The organism is Collinsella aerofaciens (genome assembly GCF_015552075.1).
Lineage (GTDB): Bacteria > Actinomycetota > Coriobacteriia > Coriobacteriales > Coriobacteriaceae > Collinsella > Collinsella aerofaciens_Y.
In genome coordinates this window covers 1-21,760 of record NZ_JADNDZ010000027.1, presented here as the reverse complement: position 1 = coordinate 21,760, position 21,760 = coordinate 1, and the positions used below count along the sequence as shown (strand labels likewise).

19 protein-coding genes and 1 tRNA gene are annotated in these 21,760 nt (G+C 59.4%); 8 read left to right on the top strand and 12 right to left on the bottom strand.

The features are described 5' to 3' along the window. Positions 1-97: 97 nt before the first annotated feature. Positions 98-754: a DUF3800 domain-containing protein gene (locus I2D41_RS02385; protein ID WP_271741629.1), complete on the top strand. Its 657-nt coding sequence runs from the start codon at positions 98-100 to the stop codon at positions 752-754. Positions 755-996: 242 nt separating this feature from the next. Here the strand turns inward: I2D41_RS02385 and I2D41_RS02380 are convergent, their stop codons facing one another. The 5 genes from I2D41_RS02380 to guaA form a co-directional block, all read right to left on the bottom strand. Next, positions 997-1,581, bottom strand: a complete 585-nt coding sequence (locus tag I2D41_RS02380) for a hypothetical protein (protein ID WP_195363420.1) — start codon at positions 1,579-1,581, stop codon at positions 997-999. 334 nt (positions 1,582-1,915) lie between these two features. After that, complete coding sequence (locus tag I2D41_RS02375; RefSeq protein WP_195363419.1) at positions 1,916-3,358, bottom strand: DUF4365 domain-containing protein; 1,443 nt, start codon at positions 3,356-3,358, stop codon at positions 1,916-1,918. An 89-nt stretch (positions 3,359-3,447) separates the two neighbouring features. Beyond that, positions 3,448-4,713: an ATP-binding protein gene (locus I2D41_RS02370; protein ID WP_199409398.1), complete on the bottom strand. Its 1,266-nt coding sequence runs from the start codon at positions 4,711-4,713 to the stop codon at positions 3,448-3,450. A gap of 201 nt (positions 4,714-4,914) precedes the next feature. Continuing rightward, on the bottom strand, positions 4,915-5,058 hold the full coding sequence (locus I2D41_RS02365) for a hypothetical protein (RefSeq protein WP_324249158.1): 144 nt from the start codon (positions 5,056-5,058) through the stop codon (positions 4,915-4,917). 111 nt (positions 5,059-5,169) lie between these two features. Next, entirely contained in the window at positions 5,170-6,768 is a 1,599-nt protein-coding gene (gene guaA / locus I2D41_RS02360) for a glutamine-hydrolyzing GMP synthase (RefSeq protein ID WP_035136929.1), read from the bottom strand. A gap of 267 nt (positions 6,769-7,035) precedes the next feature. Here guaA and I2D41_RS02355 point away from each other — a divergent pair, with 267 nt between their 5' ends. Further along, positions 7,036-8,049, top strand: a complete 1,014-nt coding sequence (locus tag I2D41_RS02355) for an asparaginase (protein ID WP_195363418.1) — start codon at positions 7,036-7,038, stop codon at positions 8,047-8,049. 22 nt (positions 8,050-8,071) lie between these two features. On the opposite strand, the gene I2D41_RS10195 is transcribed toward I2D41_RS02355, so the two are convergent. Next, complete coding sequence (locus I2D41_RS10195) at positions 8,072-8,290, bottom strand: helix-turn-helix domain-containing protein (protein ID WP_035136926.1); 219 nt, start codon at positions 8,288-8,290, stop codon at positions 8,072-8,074. Between the two features lie 76 nt (positions 8,291-8,366). On the opposite strand from I2D41_RS10195, the gene I2D41_RS02345 reads away from it, so the two are divergent. Then, the gene (locus tag I2D41_RS02345) at positions 8,367-8,756 is read left to right on the top strand and encodes a hypothetical protein (RefSeq protein WP_195363417.1); all 390 of its coding nucleotides are present in this window, start codon (positions 8,367-8,369) and stop codon (positions 8,754-8,756) included. Positions 8,757-8,765: 9 nt separating this feature from the next. Here I2D41_RS02345 and I2D41_RS02340 read toward each other — a convergent pair whose 3' ends face one another. The 3 genes from I2D41_RS02340 to I2D41_RS02330 all read right to left on the bottom strand — a co-directional run bounded on the left by I2D41_RS02340 (position 8,766) and on the right by I2D41_RS02330 (position 11,606). Next, positions 8,766-9,149, bottom strand: a complete 384-nt coding sequence (locus I2D41_RS02340; RefSeq protein WP_195363416.1) for a DUF1648 domain-containing protein — start codon at positions 9,147-9,149, stop codon at positions 8,766-8,768. 11 nt (positions 9,150-9,160) lie between these two features. Then, complete coding sequence (gene ychF, locus I2D41_RS02335) at positions 9,161-10,237, bottom strand: redox-regulated ATPase YchF (RefSeq protein ID WP_195363415.1); 1,077 nt, start codon at positions 10,235-10,237, stop codon at positions 9,161-9,163. 115 nt (positions 10,238-10,352) lie between these two features. After that, the gene (locus I2D41_RS02330; RefSeq protein ID WP_195363414.1) at positions 10,353-11,606 is read right to left on the bottom strand and encodes a 4Fe-4S binding protein; all 1,254 of its coding nucleotides are present in this window, start codon (positions 11,604-11,606) and stop codon (positions 10,353-10,355) included. A 154-nt stretch (positions 11,607-11,760) separates the two neighbouring features. On the opposite strand from I2D41_RS02330, the gene I2D41_RS02325 reads away from it, so the two are divergent. Beyond that, positions 11,761-12,717, top strand: coding sequence for a 2-hydroxyacid dehydrogenase (locus I2D41_RS02325; protein WP_195363413.1), 957 nt, complete (start codon positions 11,761-11,763; stop codon positions 12,715-12,717). A gap of 132 nt (positions 12,718-12,849) precedes the next feature. Here I2D41_RS02325 and I2D41_RS02320 read toward each other — a convergent pair whose 3' ends face one another. Further along, positions 12,850-13,950 (bottom strand): glycerol dehydrogenase, encoded by a 1,101-nt coding sequence (locus tag I2D41_RS02320; RefSeq protein ID WP_195363412.1) that lies wholly within the window; start codon positions 13,948-13,950, stop codon positions 12,850-12,852. A gap of 83 nt (positions 13,951-14,033) precedes the next feature. Further along, positions 14,034-15,257: an iron-containing alcohol dehydrogenase gene (locus I2D41_RS02315; protein WP_035136916.1), complete on the bottom strand. Its 1,224-nt coding sequence runs from the start codon at positions 15,255-15,257 to the stop codon at positions 14,034-14,036. A gap of 500 nt (positions 15,258-15,757) precedes the next feature. On the opposite strand from I2D41_RS02315, the gene I2D41_RS02310 reads away from it, so the two are divergent. The 4 genes from I2D41_RS02310 (at position 15,758) to I2D41_RS02295 (ending at position 20,475) form a co-directional block, all read left to right on the top strand. Then, a complete protein-coding gene (locus I2D41_RS02310; protein WP_195363411.1) occupies positions 15,758-16,834 on the top strand; it encodes a hypothetical protein in 1,077 nt (358 codons plus the stop codon). After that, on the top strand, positions 16,834-17,877 hold the full coding sequence (locus I2D41_RS02305; protein ID WP_195363410.1) for a hypothetical protein: 1,044 nt from the start codon (positions 16,834-16,836) through the stop codon (positions 17,875-17,877). Before I2D41_RS02310 ends, I2D41_RS02305 begins: the two co-directional genes overlap by 1 nt. A gap of 45 nt (positions 17,878-17,922) precedes the next feature. Further along, positions 17,923-20,100: a MurT ligase domain-containing protein gene (locus tag I2D41_RS02300; protein WP_195363409.1), complete on the top strand. Its 2,178-nt coding sequence runs from the start codon at positions 17,923-17,925 to the stop codon at positions 20,098-20,100. Positions 20,101-20,398: 298 nt separating this feature from the next. After that, a tRNA-Glu gene (locus I2D41_RS02295) sits at positions 20,399-20,475 on the top strand. 277 nt (positions 20,476-20,752) lie between these two features. Here the strand turns inward: I2D41_RS02295 and I2D41_RS02290 are convergent. Continuing rightward, positions 20,753-21,514 (bottom strand): 4Fe-4S binding protein, encoded by a 762-nt coding sequence (locus I2D41_RS02290; protein WP_195363408.1) that lies wholly within the window; start codon positions 21,512-21,514, stop codon positions 20,753-20,755. Positions 21,515-21,760: the final 246 nt, after the last annotated feature.

The window sequence follows — 21,760 nt, the reverse complement described above, 5'->3', positions numbered from 1 at the left end:
ATATGGCACCGTGGGGACACATGTATGTCAATCCTGGTCTAACAGAGCCTTTTTTTATCCATTCCATTAGGAGTCCCCATTAGCCTAGGAGCTCAGCATCTTCGTCGACGAGAGCGGCGACCGCGGCGGCAAAGCGCGCTACTACTTGCTCACACTCGTCTTTCACGACCAGGCAGACAGCATCGCCGAGGCGGTCACGAGCTATGAGGCCAAGCTTGCCAGGGCCGATCTCACCAACATTCCGTTTCACTCCGAGCCTCTCATGAACGGGCACAAGGATTATGAGTTTCTTAACATCGAGCAGCGCAAGGTGATGCTCGTCTACTTCTCCTCGTTCGTCCGCAAACTTCCCATTTCCTATATCACGTTCGTCTACCACCGCAGCCAGTTCGAAGACCCGGCAAGGCTAATGGAACGTATGGGGCGCGATATCTCCTCTGCCATGATTGAACACCTGGGCTTCTTTCAATCCTTCGACGATGTGAAGGTTTACTACGACAACGGTCAGGACATTGTCATACAGGCGCTTGACCGCTCGGTGGGCAAGGTCCTCTCAAAAGGGGTCGTCCGACGCCGCAAGACCTCGATGACCGATTACCGCCTCGAGCAAGTGGCGGATTACCTCTGCACCATCGAACTTGCCTTGGTCAAGTACGAGGCCAAGGAGAACGGTGAGACGTACAACAAGTTCTTCGGAGGTATAGGTTCTTTCAAGAGGAACTGGTTCAAGCAAGCCCGCAGCAAGCGGATATAGGTGGTTCCGCAGTCTCGCAGGGAGCGGTCGTCTCTCCTCCGGCCAGGGCCCCAAGCGACACGCTTCGAGCAGCGATAGCGAAACGCAAGCAACGGCGTCGCGGGCGCCTCGTGCGCCATAGTGTCCATGTGGTCATCTCCTATCGTCTCAGCGTGGTAGCTGAAGATTCTAGGCGCTGGCCACACCCCTTTTCCGGGGCGCCAACACCAACGTTTAGCACACAAGGAGTTTGACGAGATGGCTCAGCAAGTATTGAATCTATCCGCCCATGCAGCCACGTCGAATAACTCCAGATTGGGGTAACTGACCGTTTCGCCCGTTTCTTTAAGACAGGCCTCCGCGGCGTTGCACAGCGAGCTCGCGAGCGACGCCGCATCAACGCGGAACGTCACGCTCTTAGTCGCACGCATCCCGCTCTTGGGCGACGGCCAGGAAGAGCAGAGGGCGTTGCACCCGTGGAGGACAAGCTCGAACTTGTAGTCGTAGTCGAAGCTCTCGTCTTTCTCGGGAGCATCGACCGACACATCGTAGTCGCCTGAATGCAACAGGGAGCACCGGAGCTTCCAGCACATCTTCCCATTAAAGATTTGACCTGGAATCGTTTCACCTTCGTTCGAGGGGTCTCCCGAAAACAGGAAGTCGTTTGCCGCCCAGTCATCAAACCACTTCACATACTGCCGCCCCGCCGCTCTCTTCCCGTTATGAAGGACGAGATTGGGATAAAGAAGCTGCCCCATGGCGTCGGGAATGGTAAGGGAAGACATAAGGGCTGGGATAAGGCAGTCTTTCTCAACCGCATTTCTAATCGATTCGACGAGTAGCTTCATTTTGATGCCTCAAAAAGTCTATGCGGTCTTATGCGAAGAAACGGCCGATCGGCCATGAGCCGAGCGTCGTTCGTGCCTCTTCGTCAAGTGACGCTCTGAGCGCAGAGGCCATGTCCGAGTCTCCGCGCAAGGCTGCTGCGCATGCTTTCGACAGCGCACTATCTGAATTCAGCTGGATTGCCATTAACTCAGATTTCTCCTCGCTAGTAAGATCTCGCTTTCGAGCGGCAATTTGATATCGATTTATCAGGGTTGCCTCTCGATCCGCAAAAGCTTCCAGGGCGTCTACGGTCATCTCGCAGCATTTCAGCAACTCTTCCTTACAGCACGCATCTTAATCGTAGGCTGATAGCATTTCAAGCATCTTGTCGTTGACGTAGGCAGAGCTAACTTCGGTGACTGGATACTGCTTCAACGTAGCGGCAAATACCTCGGCATCGATATTGGCAAGCCTCATATAGTCCTGCATCGTTTGGACGAACAGAGGCGCGACGACTACGGGGGCATCCCCCTCGCCCCGGAAGAACACCGAGACCGTCAGGTCATCCAGTCGAAGCCCATCGACCATTCGGTACATATCTTCAGATACTTGGTAAAACACGAGCTTAATCGGATGGTTCCCCAGATTGATATATCCGAATCCGTTTTGCCGATCCTTGTAGTGGAGGGGTGCGTTCTCAACCAATCCCTTGTAAATTGTCTCGATGTTTCTTAAATCCTGAGTGGTCAACGCACTGATGTCGAGCTCTGGCTTGTAATGAAGAGCGTCGACAACCCGCTTGATAATCTCCAGCGACTGCAATCGACTCTCAAGGGCGTCGAGGTCGCCTCCGCTCAACTTGCACCCGCGAGCAAAGCCGCTTCCGTCTATGGAAAGCGTACCGGTTTGCATCAATGCGCGCATGAGGGCCAACTCTTCCATGCGCTCGACAAGAGTTCCGGTCTCGCTGAGGGTGATTGTGTTGGTGGAGAGGCATATATCGAAACCCCTGAAGAAAACGTGCTCGCCATTCTCATTTTCTCCGGCCATGACCACCGCATTTAGGGAAACATCACCAGAGCTGACGTCATGCCGAGACCCAATCGCGACGCCAACTATGTTTTCAAGCTTATTCAAGGGATACAGCTCTCCCCAGGGGCTCTTCCCGTAGATATACAGCCCGTTCCTGTATGGAGCCAAGCTTGCGGGCGACTCGCCCTCGAGCAGCTCGATTCCAAACTCGCACTCATCAAAGCAAAGGCCGGCGTCCTTAAATTCCTCGATTGTCTTGGGGGCGATGCCAGCGACTGCTCGCTGCTTTGCTCTGTCCTTGACCGCCCTTCTGACAAGCCGCGTCAATTCCGCCGCGTCTGATGGAAGCCGGTCGAAACGCAAAGAGATGCGCTCTTGTTGCTCCGGAATATCGGCCAGAATCTTCTTTAGGTCATAGGGAAGCAAAAGTCTGTAGAAAACCTCCGCTGAACGAGCCTCGCTCCCACAGTAGACGTAAAAATAGATGCAGCCTCCAGCAATGTTGAGATAGTGCCTGAGGTCTGAAACTCGAACTTGCCGCTTAGGTCGGTCCGATTTTCTTTTCGAAGTGGTCCCCTTGACCTGAAGCGGCAACTGGCCTTCAACGGTCTCAATCGTGAAGGAAGAAGACGAGTAGACTTGCAGGTGCCCGTCGGTGCATTCGGTCTTGTCGTTCTCATCTATATACGCATAGACGCAAGCGACATCGCCGAAAGCCTGCTTGACAGCATTGACCGCGTTCTGCTCGATTTTGCGATTGTCCAAGCTTCTCCTTACTGTTTTAGATCGTCAGCAAACCGATGTCAGGCATGTTTCTCACTTGACCTAACTGCCTCGCGATGAATCGCATGGCCCTAGAGGAAAAAGTCCCTCGCGCTCACGATGCGGATGCCGTCGATATCCGTGTCGTAGGAACCCTGCCTCACGACCACGATCTTCTCGTGGTTGTCTCGTATCGACTTCAGAGGGGCGATCTCTCGCTCCCTGGTCTCGCTTGCGAACATCTCGTCAGTCGCCTGCACGTAGAGCACGCGCCCGTCCTTCGTCGCAACGAAGTCGACTTCCTTGCCATAGAGCTTGCCCACATGCACGCTCCATCCTTCGTAGAGCAGCTGGAGATACACGGCGTTCTCGAACAGGCGGCCAGTATCCGTGACCCTATAGCCGGCCATCCAGGTCCTGAAGCCGGTGTCGACGATGTACTCCTTTGGGTTCGTCTTGAGGAGCGCCTTGCCGTGCAAATCGTAACGCGTGGCACGATAGAACAGGAAGGCCTCCTCAAGCGCACCCACATACGAGGAAACGGTCTTGTTCGTGGTCTTCGGCCCCGCAGAAGTTAACGCGCCGGCGATTCGACTCGACGAGCACTCGTTGCCGATGTTGTCCGCCAGGAATTCGGCCACATGGCGCAGCAGGGAAGGGTCAGTCACCGCACTTTTGCCCTTCCCGCGCTCACGGTTGACAATATCACGCACGGCGATGGCTTCGTAGACGCCGGACATGTACGCCGAGTGCTGCGCCTGGGTCGTCGAGAGGGATGCGATGGCTGGCATGCCCCCGTACTCAAGGTAACGAGTAAGCATGTCGTCGAAGAGAACGGGATCCCCCTCGGGAGTGAGAGCCACCGAAGTTCCCGATACGAACTCGATTCCGCAGAAGTCGGCGAACTCGGAGAAGGACAGGGGCAGCATCTTTACCTCTACGTAGCGCCCGGAGAGATAGGTGGCCAGCTCGCTCGAGAGAAGATACGCATTCGAGCCCGTGAGGTAGATGTCGCAATCGAAGTCGATCCTCATTGCGTTGACCGCATCCTGCCAGCCATCGATTCTCTGGGGCTCGTCTATGAAAACGTAGGTGCGACCCTTGTCCGACAGGCGCCCGCGAACGTAATCATAAAGCTGGTCCTCCGTCTTGATGCCCGTACCCTTGCTTTCCAGGTTGACGCTCACAAAGCCGCGGCCAGCGACTCCTTCAGACTCGACGGCCATCCTAATTAGATCGAGAAGGCTCGACTTGCCGCACCTGCGCACGCCCGTGATCACCTTGATGAGGTCGGTGTCACGGAAGAGCATCGCCTCCTCGAGGTATCTATCGCGGTTCCTGAGTCTGCCACCCTTCAAAAGCTGCTCCTAAAACTCGAATCTGGTTACACTTTTAGGAGTATCGTAACTCCACGCCACAAGATGAGCAAAGAGCGCACCTCGAGACGGATCGACCAAGGGGATTACGCACCTGCCGGGAGGCAGGGCAGCTTGCTCGATCGACGCGGACTACCAATTGATAAACCCCAAAAGCCGGACCGCACGGCGGCGCTCGTTTCGCTAAATCGGCTTGATGGGATGGCGAATCACGGTCTTGAGCTTCTCCGGCGCGTACTTGCGCGGGTCGGAGAGGTAAATCTCGTGACAGAGGCGGGATTCGGAGAAGTCGGGCGCATATCCCCGTTCCGCCGCAAATGCACGCATGGCGCCTATGATCGTCAGCTCGTCATCGTAAGGCCCGTATAGCAATGGGCGCGGATTCGGAAGATGCCGCGCCCATTGGCAAACACTATAGCATAGAATCGAACGTCTGTTCTATTCCCACTCGATGGTCGCGGGCGGCTTGGACGTGATGTCGTAGCACACGCGGTTGGCGCCGGGAACCTCGGCCACGATGCGGCCGGAAATGCGGGCCAGCACGTCGTAGGGCAGCTTGGCCCAGTCGGCGGTCATAGCATCGCTGGACTCGACGGCACGCAGGATGATCGGGCGCTGATAGGTGCGCTCGTCGCCCATAACGCCGACAGACTTAATGTCGGGCAGGACCGCGAAATACTGCCAGCAGCTGTGCTCGGAGTTGCGCTCGCCGGTCTGCTCAAACAGGCGCTGGTTGTAGGCGTCGAGCTCCTCGCGCACGATGGCATCGGCGTTCTTGAGAATCTCGAGCTTCTCCTTGTCGACCGCGCCGATGATACGGATAGCCAGACCCGGGCCCGGGAAAGGCTGGCGGAAGACAATGTGACCCGGCAGGCCGAGCGCCAGACCAAGCGCGCGGACCTCGTCTTTAAAGAAGTGATCGAGCGGCTCGATAAGGTCGAAGTGCACGCCCTCGGGGAACGGGATCAGGTTGTGATGGCTCTTGATGGTGGCCGTCTTGCCGCCCGTCTTGCGAGCACCGGACTCGATGATGTCGGGGTAGATGGTGCCCTGAGCCAGGTACTTGACCGGCTTGCCATCGGTCTCGAGCTGCTGCGCCACCGCGAAGAACTCTTTCCAGAACTGCGTGCCGATGATGCGGCGCTTCTCCTCGGGCTCGGTCACGCCGGCCAAAAGCTCGGCATAACGGTCCTCGGCGTGAACGTGGATAAAGTCGACGTCAAACTGCTTGGTGAAGACCTCCTCCACCTGCTCGGGCTCGCCCTTGCGCAGCAGGCCGTGGTTGATGAACACGCAGGTCATCTGCTTGCCCACGGCGCGGGCGCCCAGGGCGGCCACGACGGAGGAGTCGACGCCACCGGACAGGGCCAGAATCACGCGGTCGTCACCGACCTTCTCGCGGAACTCGGCCGTCATGGTCTCGACCAGGTTGTCCATGCTCCAGTTGGGCTCCAGACCGCAGATCTCAAACAGGAAGTTGCTCAGCAGCTGCTGACCATACTCGGAGTGCTTGACCTCGGGGTGGAACTGCGTGGTGAAGATCTTGCGCTCGACGCACTCCATGGCGGCAACCGGGCACACGTCGGTGCTGGCGGTAACGGTAAAGCCCTCGGGCACCTCGGAAACGGCGTCGCGGTGGCTCATCCACACGGTTTGCTCCATGGGCGTGGAGTTAAAGAGCTTGGCGCCGGCCGTGCGCGTGATAGTGGCGCGGCCGTACTCGCCCACCTCGGAGTGGCCGACCTTGCCGCCGAGCGTTACGGCCGTGATCTGATGGCCGTAGCAGAAGCCCAGGACGGGAAGGCCCAGGTCAAAGATGGCAGGATCGATGGACGGAGCGTCCTCGGCATACACGGAAGCCGGGCCACCGGAAAGGATGAGCGCAGAGGCGTTCATCTCGCGAATCTCGTCGGCCGAGATGTCGCAGGGGACAATCTCGGAATACACGTTGAGGTCGCGGACGCGACGGGCAATGAGCTGACCGTACTGCGCACCAAAGTCGAGTACGAGGACCTTTGCGGAAGCCTTTTGATCCATGGTTCCCCCTCTTGTTGGCGGGGAGCCGGTGCCCACCCGCGCGAATAAACGAGAATAACTTTCATAGTGTACACGTTATATGGGGTTTCTCGTCCCTCGCAGCCATCAGCGCACGGCAAACGCACGACCTGGGCCCCTATTTGACGGCAATTGAAGTGTTACCAGACGTGACAGATGATGTAATACGTTTGAACATTGGACGCCCTGTGCCACAATACTGCCGAACGACTCCGCCTCTGGGGCGGCAAATACGATAGGAATACCAGCATGAAGCGCATCCTTCTCATCGCCACGGGCGGCACCATCGCATCGACCGAGGACGGCAACGGCCTCTCCCCCGCTCTGACCGGTGAGGAGCTCGCCCAGAGCGTCCCCGAGATCTCGGGGCTCTGCGAGCTCGACGTCGTGCAGCCCATGAACATCGACAGCACCAATATGCGCCCGAGTGACTGGATGCGGATCCGCGACGTCATCGTCGAGGGCTATGCCGACCACGACGGCTTCGTGATTCTGCACGGCACCGACACCATGAGTTACACCGCGGCAGCGCTTTCCTACCTGATTCAGGACAGCCCCAAGCCCATCGTGCTCACTGGCTCGCAAAAGCCCATGGGCAACCCCTTCACCGACGCCAAGCTCAACCTGTACCAAAGCCTGCTCTATGCACTCGATGAGCACTCGCACGACGTCTCGATCGTGTTTGGCGGCGTCGCCATTGCCGGCACGCGCGCCCGCAAGCAGCGCACCATGAGCTTTAACGCGTTCATTAGCGTCAACTATCCGCCCATCGCCTATATCCGCAACGGCCGCATCGTGCGCAACGGGCTTCACGGTACGCATCAGGGCGAAAACCCGGTGCATTTCTACGACAGCATCGACCCGCGCGTATTTGTACTCAAGCTTACGCCCGGCGTAAACCCGGGCATCCTCGACGCCCTAGCCGATAGCTACGACGCCGTGATTCTAGAGACCTTTGGCATTGGCGGTATCCCCGAGTTTGGTGAGTCGGGCGAGTCGTTCCAAGAGGCAATTTTCCGCTGGGTCGATTCGGGCCGCACCGTCGTTATGACCACGCAGGTCCCCGAAGAGGGCCTCGATCTGGGCGTTTATGAGGTTGGCCGTGCTTACGCCGATCATCCGGGTATTTTGCGCGGCGACGACATGACCACCGAGACGCTCGTGGCCAAAACCATGTGGGCGCTCGGCCAGTCACGTGATGCGGCAGAGATTCAGCGCCTGTTCTACAGCCAAGTCAACCACGACCGCATCCCGATGGCGTAATTCAGTTGTCGACGGGTATCCCCTATTCGATGCCCTCGAGAAGTTCTGACACCGTCATGCCGAGTGCGGGCGCGATCTTAAATAGAACCTTGAGCGTGAAATTTGCCGTCCCATCTTCGATTCGGTCGAGGTAGGGTCGGCTGATTCCTGTCGCCACACAAAAATCAACCTTGGAGATACCAAGGTCCCTGCGTGTCTCTTCGACCCGCCTGCCAAGAATCTGTTTCGCACGTTCGTCCATGCAGCCGAGTTTGAAATGGAGTCGAACATAAACGTAAACTATAGTTTACGTTTTGCCGAATACACAGGAGTTTTCTATGTCGGGTTCTTCGGTCCGCATGTACCGAGCCACGCTTCGCACAAACAGCGCGCCGCCCAAGCTCGTCGTCGTTGAAGCTGCATGCCTTTCGCCCGATGAGCGCACAGCATTTGCATTGCTATCAAGTCGCGTCGTCGCCGTTCTGGTCCCTTGCCCGGCGAAAGGTGAACTTGCCATCCAATGCCAAACGCACGGCTGCTCGCTCAATCAGGCTGCCGTAATCGCAACCAGCCAACGCGGCCTGCCGCTCCTTTTAGAAGCCGGCATAGCACTCGCCCTTCGCGGCGCCGGATACGAAAACGAGGCCGCCGCCGATGTAGTCTTTCAACCACGATCGAGCGGCGGCCTCGCATCAGCCATTGAATATGCGTGCAGGCTCGTTGCCTAAAAGGACAAGCTAGAAACCAAAGCCAAAGCCCGTTCCGGTAATCGCCGAGTACATAAAGTAAACGTTGATCACGTTGAGGAACACACCCGTGATGCAACCGTTGCGCAGGTAGCGTTCGCACACGATGCGCGCCATGGCGGCAGAGTCCTCATTGTTCTTTGCCTGGCGTCCCGCCGTAAAGTACGTCGCCACGCTCAGCAGCAGGTTGAGCACCGGAAGCGCCAACAGCTCGTAGCTCTTGCCCCAGCGCGTCACCTCGCCGGCGGCATTAAACTTTGTTGCCACCTCGGGGCCAATGTTGGGGATTACAAACGCTGCAACCACCAGCGGAAGCACCGCAAGCACCAGCAGCGCAATACCCATGTAGCCAGCTTTTTTGCCATATTTAAACATGCGCGTCGTCCTTACACGTTAAAGCGGAAGTGCACGACGTCGCCATCGGCCATAACATAGTCCTTGCCCTCAATACGCAGTTTGCCGGCGGCCTTGGCGCCCTGCTCACCGCCGAGCTCGACGTAGTCGTCATAGCCAATGACCTCGGCCTTAATAAAGCCGCGCTCAAAATCGGTGTGGATGACGCCGGCGGCCTGCGGGGCGGTCGCGCCCTGACGAACCGTCCAGGCCTTGACCTCCATCTCGCCGGCCGTAAAGAACGACTGCAGACCGAGCAGCTTATAGGCCGCCTGCGCGAGCACGTCCAGACCGGGCTGTTCCAGGCCCAGGCTCTCCAGGTAGTCGGCGGCGTCCTCGGGATCGAGCTCGGAAAGCTCGGCCTCAATCTTGGCGCAGATGGGCAACGGCTTGACGCCATCGATGGGCGCCAGGTCGTCGTTGAGCATATCCTCGTCCACGTTGGCCACATACAGGATGGGCTTCATGGTGAGCAGGAACAGCCCCTTGGCGGCGGCACGCTCCTCGTCGGTCATCTCCATGGATGCGGCGCGCTTGCCCTCGTTGAGCCAGGCAAGCAGGCGCTTGGCGACCTCGAACTTGGGCATGAGCTCCTTGTCGCGCTTGGCCTCCTTCTCGAGCTTAGGCAGCTGCTTCTCGAGCGTGCCCATGTCGGCCAGGATGAGCTCGGTCATGATGGTGTCGGCATCGCCGGCGGGATCGACGAACTCGCCCGTGCGGCCCACCTCACGCATGACGTTGGGGTCCTTAAAGTAGCGCACGACCTCGCAGATGGCGTCGGTCTCGCGGATGTTTGCCAAGAACTGGTTACCCAGGCCTTCGCCCTCGTTAGCACCCTTCACCAGGCCTGCGATGTCAACGAACTCGACCGTAGCCGGCACAATGCGGCCCGGGTTAACGATGTCGGCAAGCTTTTGCAGGCGGCTATCGGGCACGTCGACGATACCCACGTTAGGGTCGATCGTGGCGAACGGGTAGTTGGCGGCAAGGCCGGTCTTTTTGGTAAGCGCGGTGAACAGCGTCGACTTGCCCACGTTGGGCAGGCCCACGATACCGATGGAAAGGGACACAGCAGCTCCTTTAGGTACAGGTATTTCAAACTGCATAAGTATAGCGCCGCCGCAGCATCCGGGCGAATCCAGACACCACGGCGGCGCAAATGAATCAGAGATTGGGGTTGAGGGCTTAGTCGGCGAGCTTCTCCACCTGGTCGAGCATCTTGTTGAGCTTAACCTTTGCCTCGGCCTTGGCCTTCTCGGCTTCCTCGTGGGCCTTAGCTTTCTTGGCAGCCTTTTCCTCGGCCTCGGGATCGACGACGACCAGGCCGGACGCATCGTGCTCAACCAGCTTGAGCGCATGCTCGGGGCATACCTTGACGCAGGCGCCGCAGCCCAAACAGTACGTGGATTCCAGCGCAAAGCGGCCGCTTCCCACCAGGTCGCAAGCAAACGTGGGGCACACGTTGACGCACTCGCCGCACGACGTGCACTTGTCAAAATCGCACTCCGGCGTACTCACCTGCATGTTTTGGGCAAGCTCGGGATGGTTTTGCAACGTCGAGAGCACCAGCTGGCGGCCATGTGTCAACGTGCGACGGCGCTTGGTCGTCGTGGTGCCGCACATAGTGTTGAGCGTGCGCTCGAGCTGAGTGATCTGATGACGATGAGCCTTGAGCTTCTGCGTTACCGAAGCCAGCGCCGCCGTCGCCGGATTGAGCTTGGTCACCGTGAGGCCCGTGGTGCGAGCGATTTTTTCCATGTACTCCTTGCGCTCGTACTCGCGGCGCTTATGGCATTTGAGGCTTTTGGGATCGACCTCCAGGCCCATACCCGTACCGGCCCACTCCTCGGCGGTTGCAATAGCTTCGCCCAGAATATCCTCGCCACCGGTGTTGCGGCATTTGTCGCACACGCCCAGCGGCAGATACACGCTCACGTTGGGGTAGTCGGCCAGCACCGAGAACCAGGTCTCGGCAGTAATATCGCCCACACAGGCCACAACGACCTCGTTCTCGCGCGGCATGCGCTTAAGAGCGCGCGTGCAGGTGACATAGGCAGTCTCGTGGCTCGTAGCGGCCGAGACAATATCGTCATAGAGGTTTTTGGGCGCCAGGCGCGGCGAGATGATGGCCTCGGTCGGGCAAGCGGCGGCGCACAGACCACACTTGCGGCAAGTATCGAGGACCTCGATGGCATCTTCCTCGACCTCGATGGCGTTAACCGGGCACACATCCATGCACGCGGTGCAGCCGCTCTTCTCGTTTTTGCAGGTCAGGCACGGAATGGTGTTTCCGCGCGGACGCTCCTTGTAGTCGGCAGGATTCCACTGCGGCGCCGACGGATCGAGTGCATCGGTCACGCCGCCAAGCGGGTTTTTAAGAAAGTCGAAACCCTTGCTGATCTCGATAATGTCATCAAACAGATCGTGTTCCTGCGCCATGCGCGGCCCCTCCCTGAGCAGTGCAAACAAGCAAGAGATAATGATACGCTATCGGCCCACGCCTCGGGCAAATTACACGCGGCGCATCTTTGCGGCAAATAGACCTACAATCTATTGCCAACCTAATCGCCTAGGTTTATTGAGGAGTCACAAGATGAAGATTGCCCTGATCGAACCGTTGGGAGTACCCGAGCAGACCATCGACAGGCTCTCCGCACCCCTTAAGGACGCCGGACACGAGTTTGTCTATTTCGATACCAAAACAACCGATCCGGCCGAGCTCGCTCGACGCAGCGAGGGCGCCGAGGTCGTCATGATCGCCAACAACCCCTACCCTGCCGAGGTCGTCGCCGGCGCCGATGTGCTCAGGATGATCGCCGTTGCCTTTACGGGCATCGACCACGTGGGGCTCTCCGCCTGCCGTGAGCGCGGTGTTGAGGTTCGCAACTGCGCCGGCTACTCCGACGTTTCGGTCGCCGAGCTCACCCTTGGCCTGACCATCGACGTGTTGCGCAAGGTGGGCGCCGCCGATGCCGCCGTCCGCACCGGCAAGACGAGCGCCGGCCTAATGGGCGCCGAGATCCGCGACAAGACCGTGGGTATCGTGGGCTGCGGTAAGATCGGCTGCGCCACGGGTCGTCTCTTTAAGGCCTTTGGCACCCGCGTGCTGGGTTATGCCCGCCACGAGCATCCGGAGGCAGCCGAGGCCGGCATTGAGCAGGTTTCGCTCGAGCAGCTGCTCGCCGAGTCCGATATCGTAAGCCTGCACCTGCCTAACAATGACACCACGCGCAAGAGCTTTGGCACCGAGCAGTTCGCCCAGATGAAGGACGGTGCCGTCTTTATCAACTGCGCCCGCGGTGCCATCGTGGATAACGATGCCCTTGCCCAGGCACTCAACGACGATAAGCTCGCCGGTGCCGGCATCGACGTCTTTGATATGGAGCCGCCCATCCCCGCCGACTACGCGCTCGTCAACGCCAAGAACTGCACCTTCACGCCACATGTAGGCTTCCTTACGCACGAGGCCATGCAGCGCCGCGCCAAGATTGAGTTCGAAAACGTCGTCGCCTACGTCGAGGGTCGCACGCAAAACGTTTGCGAGCTGTAGTCAAACGAGGGCGGGGCAAAACCTCATCGCAGGCCTACCCCGCCTTCTTTGGTTCAACTAACCTGACCCCTTTGCACCATAGCAAAAAAGGGGCAAAGCCATCTGTCGGCTTTGCCCCTTCCTTAGCTTAATTTACTCATCCATGAGATAGTAGTGGCCCAGCGCGTCGGCACCCAGGATGGCGTTTGCGACCATCTCGGGCGTCACCTCAAACGGCATGTTGCACATGGTGTCATCGGGCGCGCAGGCGGCCTCGGCAACAATCATGGCCTGATCGCGCGTAAGCTCGGCAACGCCAAGTTCCTTCATCGTAACCGGCAGGCCCAGCTCAATGCAGAAGCCCAAGACTTCCTCAAGCTTCTCGGTCGGGGCATCCTCGAGTACCAGCTGGACGATGGTGCCAAAGGCGACCTTCTCGCCGTGATACATGCTGTGGCACTCGGACAGCATCGTCAGGCCATTGTGGATGGCATGAGCAGCAGCAAGGCCCGAGCTCTCAAAACCAATGCCCGAAAGCAGCGTGTTTGCCTCGATGATGTGCTCCACGGCAGGCGTCAGCGCACCTTTCTCCAACGCGACCTTGGCCTTCACGCCATCGGCCATAAGCGTCTCGTAGCAGAGCTTGGCAAGTGCCAGACCAGCCATACCGCCCTTGCCGCCGGCGCAAGTGCCACCGTCGGCATCATGCGTCGCCTGGGCCTCAAAGTAGGTTGCGAGCGCATCGCCCATACCGGAAACCGTCAGGCGCACCGGGCTCGCCGCGATGACCGTCGTATCCATAAGGACAATGTTGGGGTTTGCCTTAAGGAAGAGATACTTGTCGAACTGGCCGTCATCGGTGTAGAGCACCGAAAGTGCCGAGCACGGCGCATCGGTCGAAGCGATGGTGGGGCAAATGATAACCGGGGACTCCAGATAGTAGGCAACGGCCTTGGCGGTATCGAGGATCTTGCCGCCACCGACGCCGACGATGATGTCGCAACCGTTGTCGCGAGCGAGCGCAACCAAACGGTCGACCTCGCCCTTGGAGCACTCGCCATTAAAGTCCTCAAACAGCAGCTCGGCCTTAGCCTCGGCAAAGCCGCCCTCGATCTTGGCACCGACGCGCTTCTTGCCCGAAGGCGTCACAATAACGAGGGCCTTAGCGCCGAGCGGCTCGACATAGGAGCCGAGCTTGGCGAGCTCGTCCGGACCCTGGATGTACTTGCTGGGGCTATTGAAAATTGCAGCCATAACTATCCCATTCTCTAAAAGAAAAAAGAAAGGGGCTCCGTACGGATACGTGCGGAGCCCCTCGTTACGATAACAAGAGTCGATTAGAAATCGATGTCGGTGTCGTAGTAGCAGGCCTTGAGGATCTTCTCGAAGTCGGCAGCCTTGGTCTCACGCGGGTTCTCGGGCGTGCAGGCGTCCTGCTCAGCGTTCGCGGCAATCTCGGGCAGCTTGGCGAGGAACTCCTCCTCGGAAACCATCTGCGGGTTCTCGGCGTCGACCTTCACGCCGCCATTCGCGTAATCCTTGATGGACTGCGGAATGTTGAGCTGGTCGTTGAGGTCGCGAATCTTCTGGACGAGCGCAGCGATGAGCTCCTCGTTGGTCTCGCCGGGAAGGTGCAGGATCTCCTTGGCCACGTAAGCGTAACGCTCGGCAGCACGCGGGTCCTTGGAGTTCCACTGGATGACCTTGCCCAGGTACATGGCGTTAGCAGCACCGTGGATGATGTGGCCGTTCTCGAAGGCAGCACCGGTCTTGTGAGCCATGGAGTGAACGATGCCGAGCAGGCCCGAGGAGAAGGCGATACCGGCGATGCACTGAGCCTCGTGCATGTGCTGACGGGCCTCATGGTCGCCAGCATAGGACTTGGGCAGCCACTCGACGATCTCGCGGATGCCGTGCAGGGCGTTGGCATCGGTGAACATAGAGGCGCAGGTGGAAACGTAGGCCTCCATGCAGTGGGTCAGAGCGTCCATGCCGGTATGAGCGCACAGCTTGGCGGGCATGGTGTAGGTGAGCTCCGGGTCGACGATGGCGACATCAGGGGTGATGTTGAAGTCGGCCAGCGGGTACTTGATGCCCTTGGCGTAGTCGGTAATGACGGAGAACGCGGTGACCTCGGTAGCGGTGCCGGAGGTAGAGGAGATGGCGCAGAAATGAGCCTTCTGACGCAGCTCGGGGAAGCTGAACGGCTGGATGATGTTATCGAAGGACTCCTCGGGATACTCGTAGAAGACCCACATGGCCTTAGCGGCATCGATGGGCGAGCCGCCGCCGATGGCGATAATCCAGTCGGGCTCGAACTCGCGCATGGCCTCGGCGCCCTTCATGACCGTCTCGATGGACGGGTCGGACTCGACGCCCTCGAACAGCTTGACCTCGAAACCGCCCTCTTTGAGGTCGGCCTCAACGTCCTGCAGGAACCCGCCGCGGCGCATAGAGCTGCCGCCAGAAACGATGATGGCCTTCTTGCCCTTGAGGTTCTTCACCTCGTGGCGAGCGCCCTCACCAAAGTACAGATCGCGAGGATTGGTAAAACGTCCCATACTGTGCCTCCTAAACAAGCCCCTCTTAGACTTGCGTATATAACGGAGCACCCAATTGGCTCCGTTAGGACCGGTTTGCGCGCTGCCGGCGATGGCAATGCACGATGTCTTAACGTCTCAACGCTCAGACAAACATTATTTTACCGTTCTGGTTGGTCAGTTATTCACCTAAAGCCAACAATGATGAAACGTTTTTTCTATCCCTGAAGACCCTTGTGGGGCATTCATACTCCCAAGCTGGGCAAACGTTTTATCAGGGTTGACTACATATCCCGGGCAGGGCTGTGCCCCTCCAAAATGTGCCCCGTTCGCCGCCAAAAATCGACCGTTTACGGCACTGTGATACCACTCGGTCGTCCAAGGTGCCGACATTTGTGCGACATCCGTCTTCGTGGTGCAAAGGTGCAAGTCCAAGCGCGGCACCCCCGGTGTGCCACATGCGGGTAAACTAGAACTTTATATAGAGACATTTGAACCCTAACCGCAGCAAAGGAGGCCCCATGGCATTCGATCCCATTCAAGAGGATTGCCATCGCCTCGTTCTTGAGGCCTTGCGCCGCGACAATATCCCGCTCACCGACGGTGCCGCCGTAGAGCGTCTGATGGAACAATTCACCCGTAACCCCGCGCCGCTCATCGTGCACGACCGCGACCGAGCTGGGCATCTGATCGCCAAGGTCGTCGAGGCTGTCGACTACCGCATCCCCTTTATCCCTGACGATACCCAGGCAGAGCAAGAAGAGACCGCAGCCGAGGACATGCTCCGCGAGGCAGCCGCGCTCGATCCGGCCAACTGGGATGCCCAGCGCATGCTGACGGCGCTCACCGCCGAATCCAACGAGGAATACGTGCAGTATCTGGTGTCCAAGTGCGACGAGGTGGAGCACGATCTGACGCTCAAGATTGCCTCGGCGCAGGACCCCTACGAGCGTGAGGCCGCAGGCGACCTGACCCGCCGTCCCTACCTGCGCTGGCTTGCCGCCTTGGCATCGCGCGCGCTCATTAGCGGCCGCTACCGCATGTCGCTGGATGCCGCGAATCGCAGCCTGGACTTTGCGCCCAACGACCCCGCCGGTGTCCGCCATACCGCGATGCTTGCCATGGCAAAGCTCGAATACCCTTCCGAGGAGCTCAAGCGTTTTCGTTCCGCCCACTCCGTGCCCTATCTTGCCAACACGCCGTTGCGCCGCCGTCCCAAGGACGCAGAGCGCGACCTGGACCCGTGGACGCTCATCGCGCTGATGAGCGCTGCTTGGCGCGAGCTGGATTACGAGGGCGCCGAGCACTACCTGCGCATCCTTGCGCACTCGTGTCCGCACGCGGCCGAGGCGCTCTACTTCCAAACCGAGTTTCCCGATGGCGTCTATGCGCGCGTCAACGTAGGCGTGGGCTCCACCGATGAGCTCGTCCTTGCCCTGTCCGAGGCGACGCCGGTGCTGCAGGAGGGCCTTGGCGCCCCCGACAACGCCAGCTTTGCCGCCTGGGTCGCCACCAACGACATCGTGCGCTCCCAGATCGACGAACGAATCCTGCGCGCGGCCGAACAGGGATTGCCGTTTAAGGGAGGAGACCTCTAATGGATCCGAGCGTCTACATCCCCGCCTACTTGGAGCGCACCTATCTGGCATCACACCCCGAACTCACCGATGCAGCACGCGAGCTTGTCCATAACGACGTCAGCGCAAACCCTCACAAGTATGCGCAGACCGAGCATGCCCAAGCGCTGCTGTCCTATGCCGGCGTTCATCGTCATTTACTTGACGAGCTTCGCCGCATCGAGGACATGGGCAGCGACGAGGAGTTTGAGCAGACGCGCAACTGCCTGTTCGACGATATGCGCGATGAGCTGCTCAAGATTGTTCGCGTCGATGCGCTGGCCGTCGATGCCCAGCTGCTCGCCATCATCCTGGCGGACACGCCCGTCGATGCCTGCCTGGGCGACTTGATGAAGCTCGAGACGAGTACGGCCGACTACCTGCAACAGAGCGTGCCCGGGTTTGATATGGAGGCCCCGCACTACTGGGCCAATAATGTTTTGGCCGACGGTGTCACCGCAGCAGACCTTACCGTGAGCGAGCCGGCCCTTATCGGGTGGCTCCACACGCTCGAGGCCATCTCGCAGCTGTGCATGGCGAGCGCTCGTTACCGCGCCGCCGCCAACTACTCTCGCCGTGTTCTTAAGGCGGAGGGCTATCCCACCCGGGCCGCCGGCACCGTGTTGCTTGCCCTCGCCCGCTTGGAAGACCAGGACGGCTTTTTTGCCCTGGCACATCAGCTCGAGGAACAGATGGGGGCAGACGCACTCGAAAACTCTCCTTGGTACCTGCTCGCCCGCACGATTCTGCTGTTCAAAACAAACAAGATGCGCCCGGCGACGCGCGCGCTGCGTGAGTTCGCTAACCGTTGCGAAGGTGGCGCGTTCTTCTTGCTGAACCCCATGTACCAGACGCCGTATCTTCCCTGCCGACCCGAGCCGCGCGACCCCTGGGACCTCTCGCACCAGGCGGTTTGGGAAGCCGACGGCATTATCTCGGACACCCCCGACTTTGCCCCCTGGGCCAACGCCTGCGAAGACGTATCGCAGCTTGCCCAGGAATTTGCGCGCCGCTACGGCTTTTAGCGACGCGATCGCCCCGACCATGTCATCTATGTTAGGAACGGCTTCATGAACCTCCGCTCATCTCTCGCCTGCACTTCGAGCGATATCGCCCGCTGGGGACTGCGCTCTGTCCTCAAACGCCAGGGTGGCGTGCTTCCCGGCCGCATCGCCATGAAGATCGACCCCGAGCTGCTAAGCGACCTCGCAAGCCTAGTCGACCGCAGCGTGGTGATCACCGGTACTAATGGCAAGACCACCACATCCAACCTCATCGCCGACGCCGTTGCTGCCAGCGGTGCCACCGTGGTGTGCAACCGTGCCGGCAACAATATGGAGCCTGGTGTGGTGGGCGCTCTGCTCGAGGCCCGCAGCGGCCTTAAGCACACCAGCAGCGACAAACGCGTGGGCGTTTTTGAGTGCGACGAGCTCTACACCGTACGCGTTCTGCCCAAGCTCAAGCCGACGTACTTTGTGCTGCTCAACCTGTTCCGCGACCAGCTGGACCGCTACGGCGAGATCGACCACACCCAGGACGTCATCGCCCACGCGCTGGAGCTTTCGCCGACAACGACGCTCATCTATAACGCCGACGATCCGCTGTGTGCCGCGATCGCCGCGCGCGTTCCCAATGCAAGCATCGCCTTTGGCATCGACGGCGCCACCAACACCGAGTCCGACCGCATTAGCGACTCGCGTTTTTGCTCGCAGTGCAACGCGCCGTTGGAGTACGACTATGTGCAGTACGGCCAGCTCGGCGCCTATCATTGTCCTTCGTGCGGTTGGGGTCGCCCCGCGCTGCTCCGTCGCGTGACGGACATTGAGCTCACCTGCGACGGCTACGGCTTTGAACTGAACTTTGGACCCGATACCGACGCGCCCGCAACGCACATCGCCACGCGCTATAACGGTCTGTACATGGTCTACAACGTTGCCGCCGCCTTCTTTGCGGCGCGCGAGCTAGGCGTGGACGCAGCTCACCTGCAGCCCACGCTCGATGCCTACGTCCCCGCCGGCGGACGCATGGGCCGCTGGGAGATCGCCGGCCGTACCGTCGAGGCAAACCTGGCCAAGAATCCCGTGGGCTTCGATCGCCAGATTCAGTCCATTAAAACGGCAGGCGGCAGGCTCTGCGCCTTCTTCCTGAACGACAACGACGCCGACGGTCACGATGTCTCGTGGATCTACGACGTCGACTTCGAGCGCATCGCCGACACCCCAGGGCTTGTCGCCTTTGCCGGCGGCACGCGTGCACACGATATGCAGGTACGTCTCAAGTACGCCGGCATCGACGCCGCCATCATCTCGAATATCGAGCAAGCGATCGGCGCCGTGGCGGACGAGGCCGCCAATGACACCTTCTACGCCGTCGCCAACTACACGGCCTTCCCGCCACTGGTCAAGGAGCTCGACGAGCTTAAGGGCGCCGATGCGAGCTCGGTTGCCTCCCACGCCGCAACGCGCACCGATGGCAGCGCTGTCCCCACCGATATTGCGCCGGTCGAGCTCTCGCGCCCCCTGCGCATCGTCTACCTGTATCCCGATGCCCTCAACCTCTATGGCGACGGCGGCAACGTCATTGCCCTCGAGCGCCGCTGCGCCTGGCGCGGCATTCCCGTGCGTGTGGATGAGGTCCGTATGGGCGAGTCGCTCGATCTCACCGACGCCGACATCGTTATGATGGGCGGTGGCTCCGACCGCGATCAGCTTGCCGTGGCACACGAGCTGTTCGCTCAAAAAGACAAGGTTGCGTCCTATGTTGAGGATGGCGGCTCGCTGCTCGCTATCTGCGGCAGCTATCAGCTGCTCGGTCGTTCGTACTATATGGGCGAGAATCGCATCGAGGGCCTGGGCGTCATTGCCGCCGAAACCGTGCGCGGCTCCGACCGCCTGATCGGCAACGTCGCCGTCAAGACCGACCTGGCACCCGAGCCCTTTGTGGGATTTGAGAACCACGGCGGCCGCACCCTGCTCGATGCAGCGGCCACGCCGCTCGGAACGTCCGTCGTCACGGGCACCGGCAACAACGGCGACGATGGCTTTGAGGGTCTCATCTACAAGGGCGTCATCGGCACATACCTACACGGACCGGCACTGCCCAAGAACCCCGAGCTCGCCGACTGGCTCATCGCCCACGCCCTCGAGCGCCGCGGCGATGCACAGGCCAACGCTCTGCTGCCGCTCAAGCCCCTCGACGACACCTACGAGCACGCCGCCCACGACGCCGCCATGAAGCTCCTCCCCTAGCACCCTGCCACCACAAAGGGGACAGGCACCTTTGTGGTGGTTTTGACCCATCCCAGAGGTTTGTCTCAATCTGTAACATCTAGGCCGTTGAAAGTCATCTAACTGTTACAGATTGAGATGTTCGTCCCGACGTCTGCCTTTTGTCTCGATCTGTAACACATAGATCCGATTTATCAGCCCAGATGTCACACATTGAGATATTTGAAAATCGGAATAGAAGCCTACTCCTGTGTGGTGGTTTTCCAGTTTGCCAACGATATACGCGCCGGCAAAAAAGTCTGCTATACTCTTTCCCACTGTCCCCATCGTCTAGCGGCCAAGGACGCCACCCTTTCAAGGTGGATATCGCGGGTTCGAATCCCGCTGGGGGCACCATTTAAACTGAGAAGCCCGTTACCCACGCGGTGGCGGGCTTTTTGCTACCGATATGCCGGGATTCGAACCCGACAGGGTGCGGAGCTGAGGAAACGCGTGAGCGTTTTCCAGCGCAGCACGCAAGGAGCGGAGCGACGCAGCGGAAGCGGGCGGCGGAAGCCGCACGCGGACATCCCGCTGGGGGCACCAACTCAAAAATGTACGAACCCGTGTGAGTTACCATCGCACGGGTTCGTTCTTTCTTGACATTAGATGAAGAAGACTCAAGGCCCCTGCGCTAGATAAACAGCTCGCATTCTTTTCGCTCAGAGCAGGCTTTGCTCAACATCTTGTTAGCTGCAGAGAGCATGACGGGATTTACCGCGCGAGCGCCCCACGGACACACGGCAACGCAGCGCATGCAGGAAATGCAGGCCTTTTTGTCCACCCGCTTGGGATCGTCTTTATCGATAGCGCCAACGGGACACGCCGTGGCACAAGCCCCGCAGGCGGTGCACTCCTTTGTGGCCTTAGGCACCATACCGGTGCCCCCGGCCTTCTTATAGGGACGATTGCCCGGAATAGCCGGCTCAGAAGCATCTCCTGCAGATATCTTTTGCTGAATCTGATCCGCAAACCCAGCGAGCTGCACCGCATCCTGTGCATCAGGCCGACCGGCGGCAAACTGGCGAACAATAGAATGCTCGGCGATGGCAGAAACCGCCGCGATCACCCGAAAGCCCGCATCTTTCGCCGCATCCTCAAGCTCGACCAGCGTGTCCTCATACGCGCGATTTCCGTAAACGCAAACCAGAACCGCCTGAGCACCGTTTCCCCGCATCATACCCAAGCGCTCCGCGGCCACAGCCGGGACTCGCCCGCCATACGAGGGCACCGCGATCACGGCTACATCCTCTTTTGTCATCGCAACTGTGCGAAAACCAAGCCCGCTATCGGTCAGATCTACAGCAACGGTTTCCCCTTCCAACGCATTGGCAATGTAGCCAGACGCCTTTTCCGTTCCGTCGGTCGGGCTAAACACGATATCGAATACCTTCATCGGATAATCCTCCCCTTTATGAACAAACGCCCGAAACGTCCGCGTGCCAAAACAGGTTACAACTTTCAAGATGCCCCGCGTGAAACGCCTGCTCGGCTGCAAGTTCAAAGCAGGTCCGAGCTACATAGAAAGAAGGGGCCTCGCACAGGCGAGACCCCTTCGCACGCAAAATCAAACGTGTCTGTTACACATAGAACAGAATGTCGTCGTAGGTCGGGACCGGCCAGTAGTCGGCGGCCACGATCT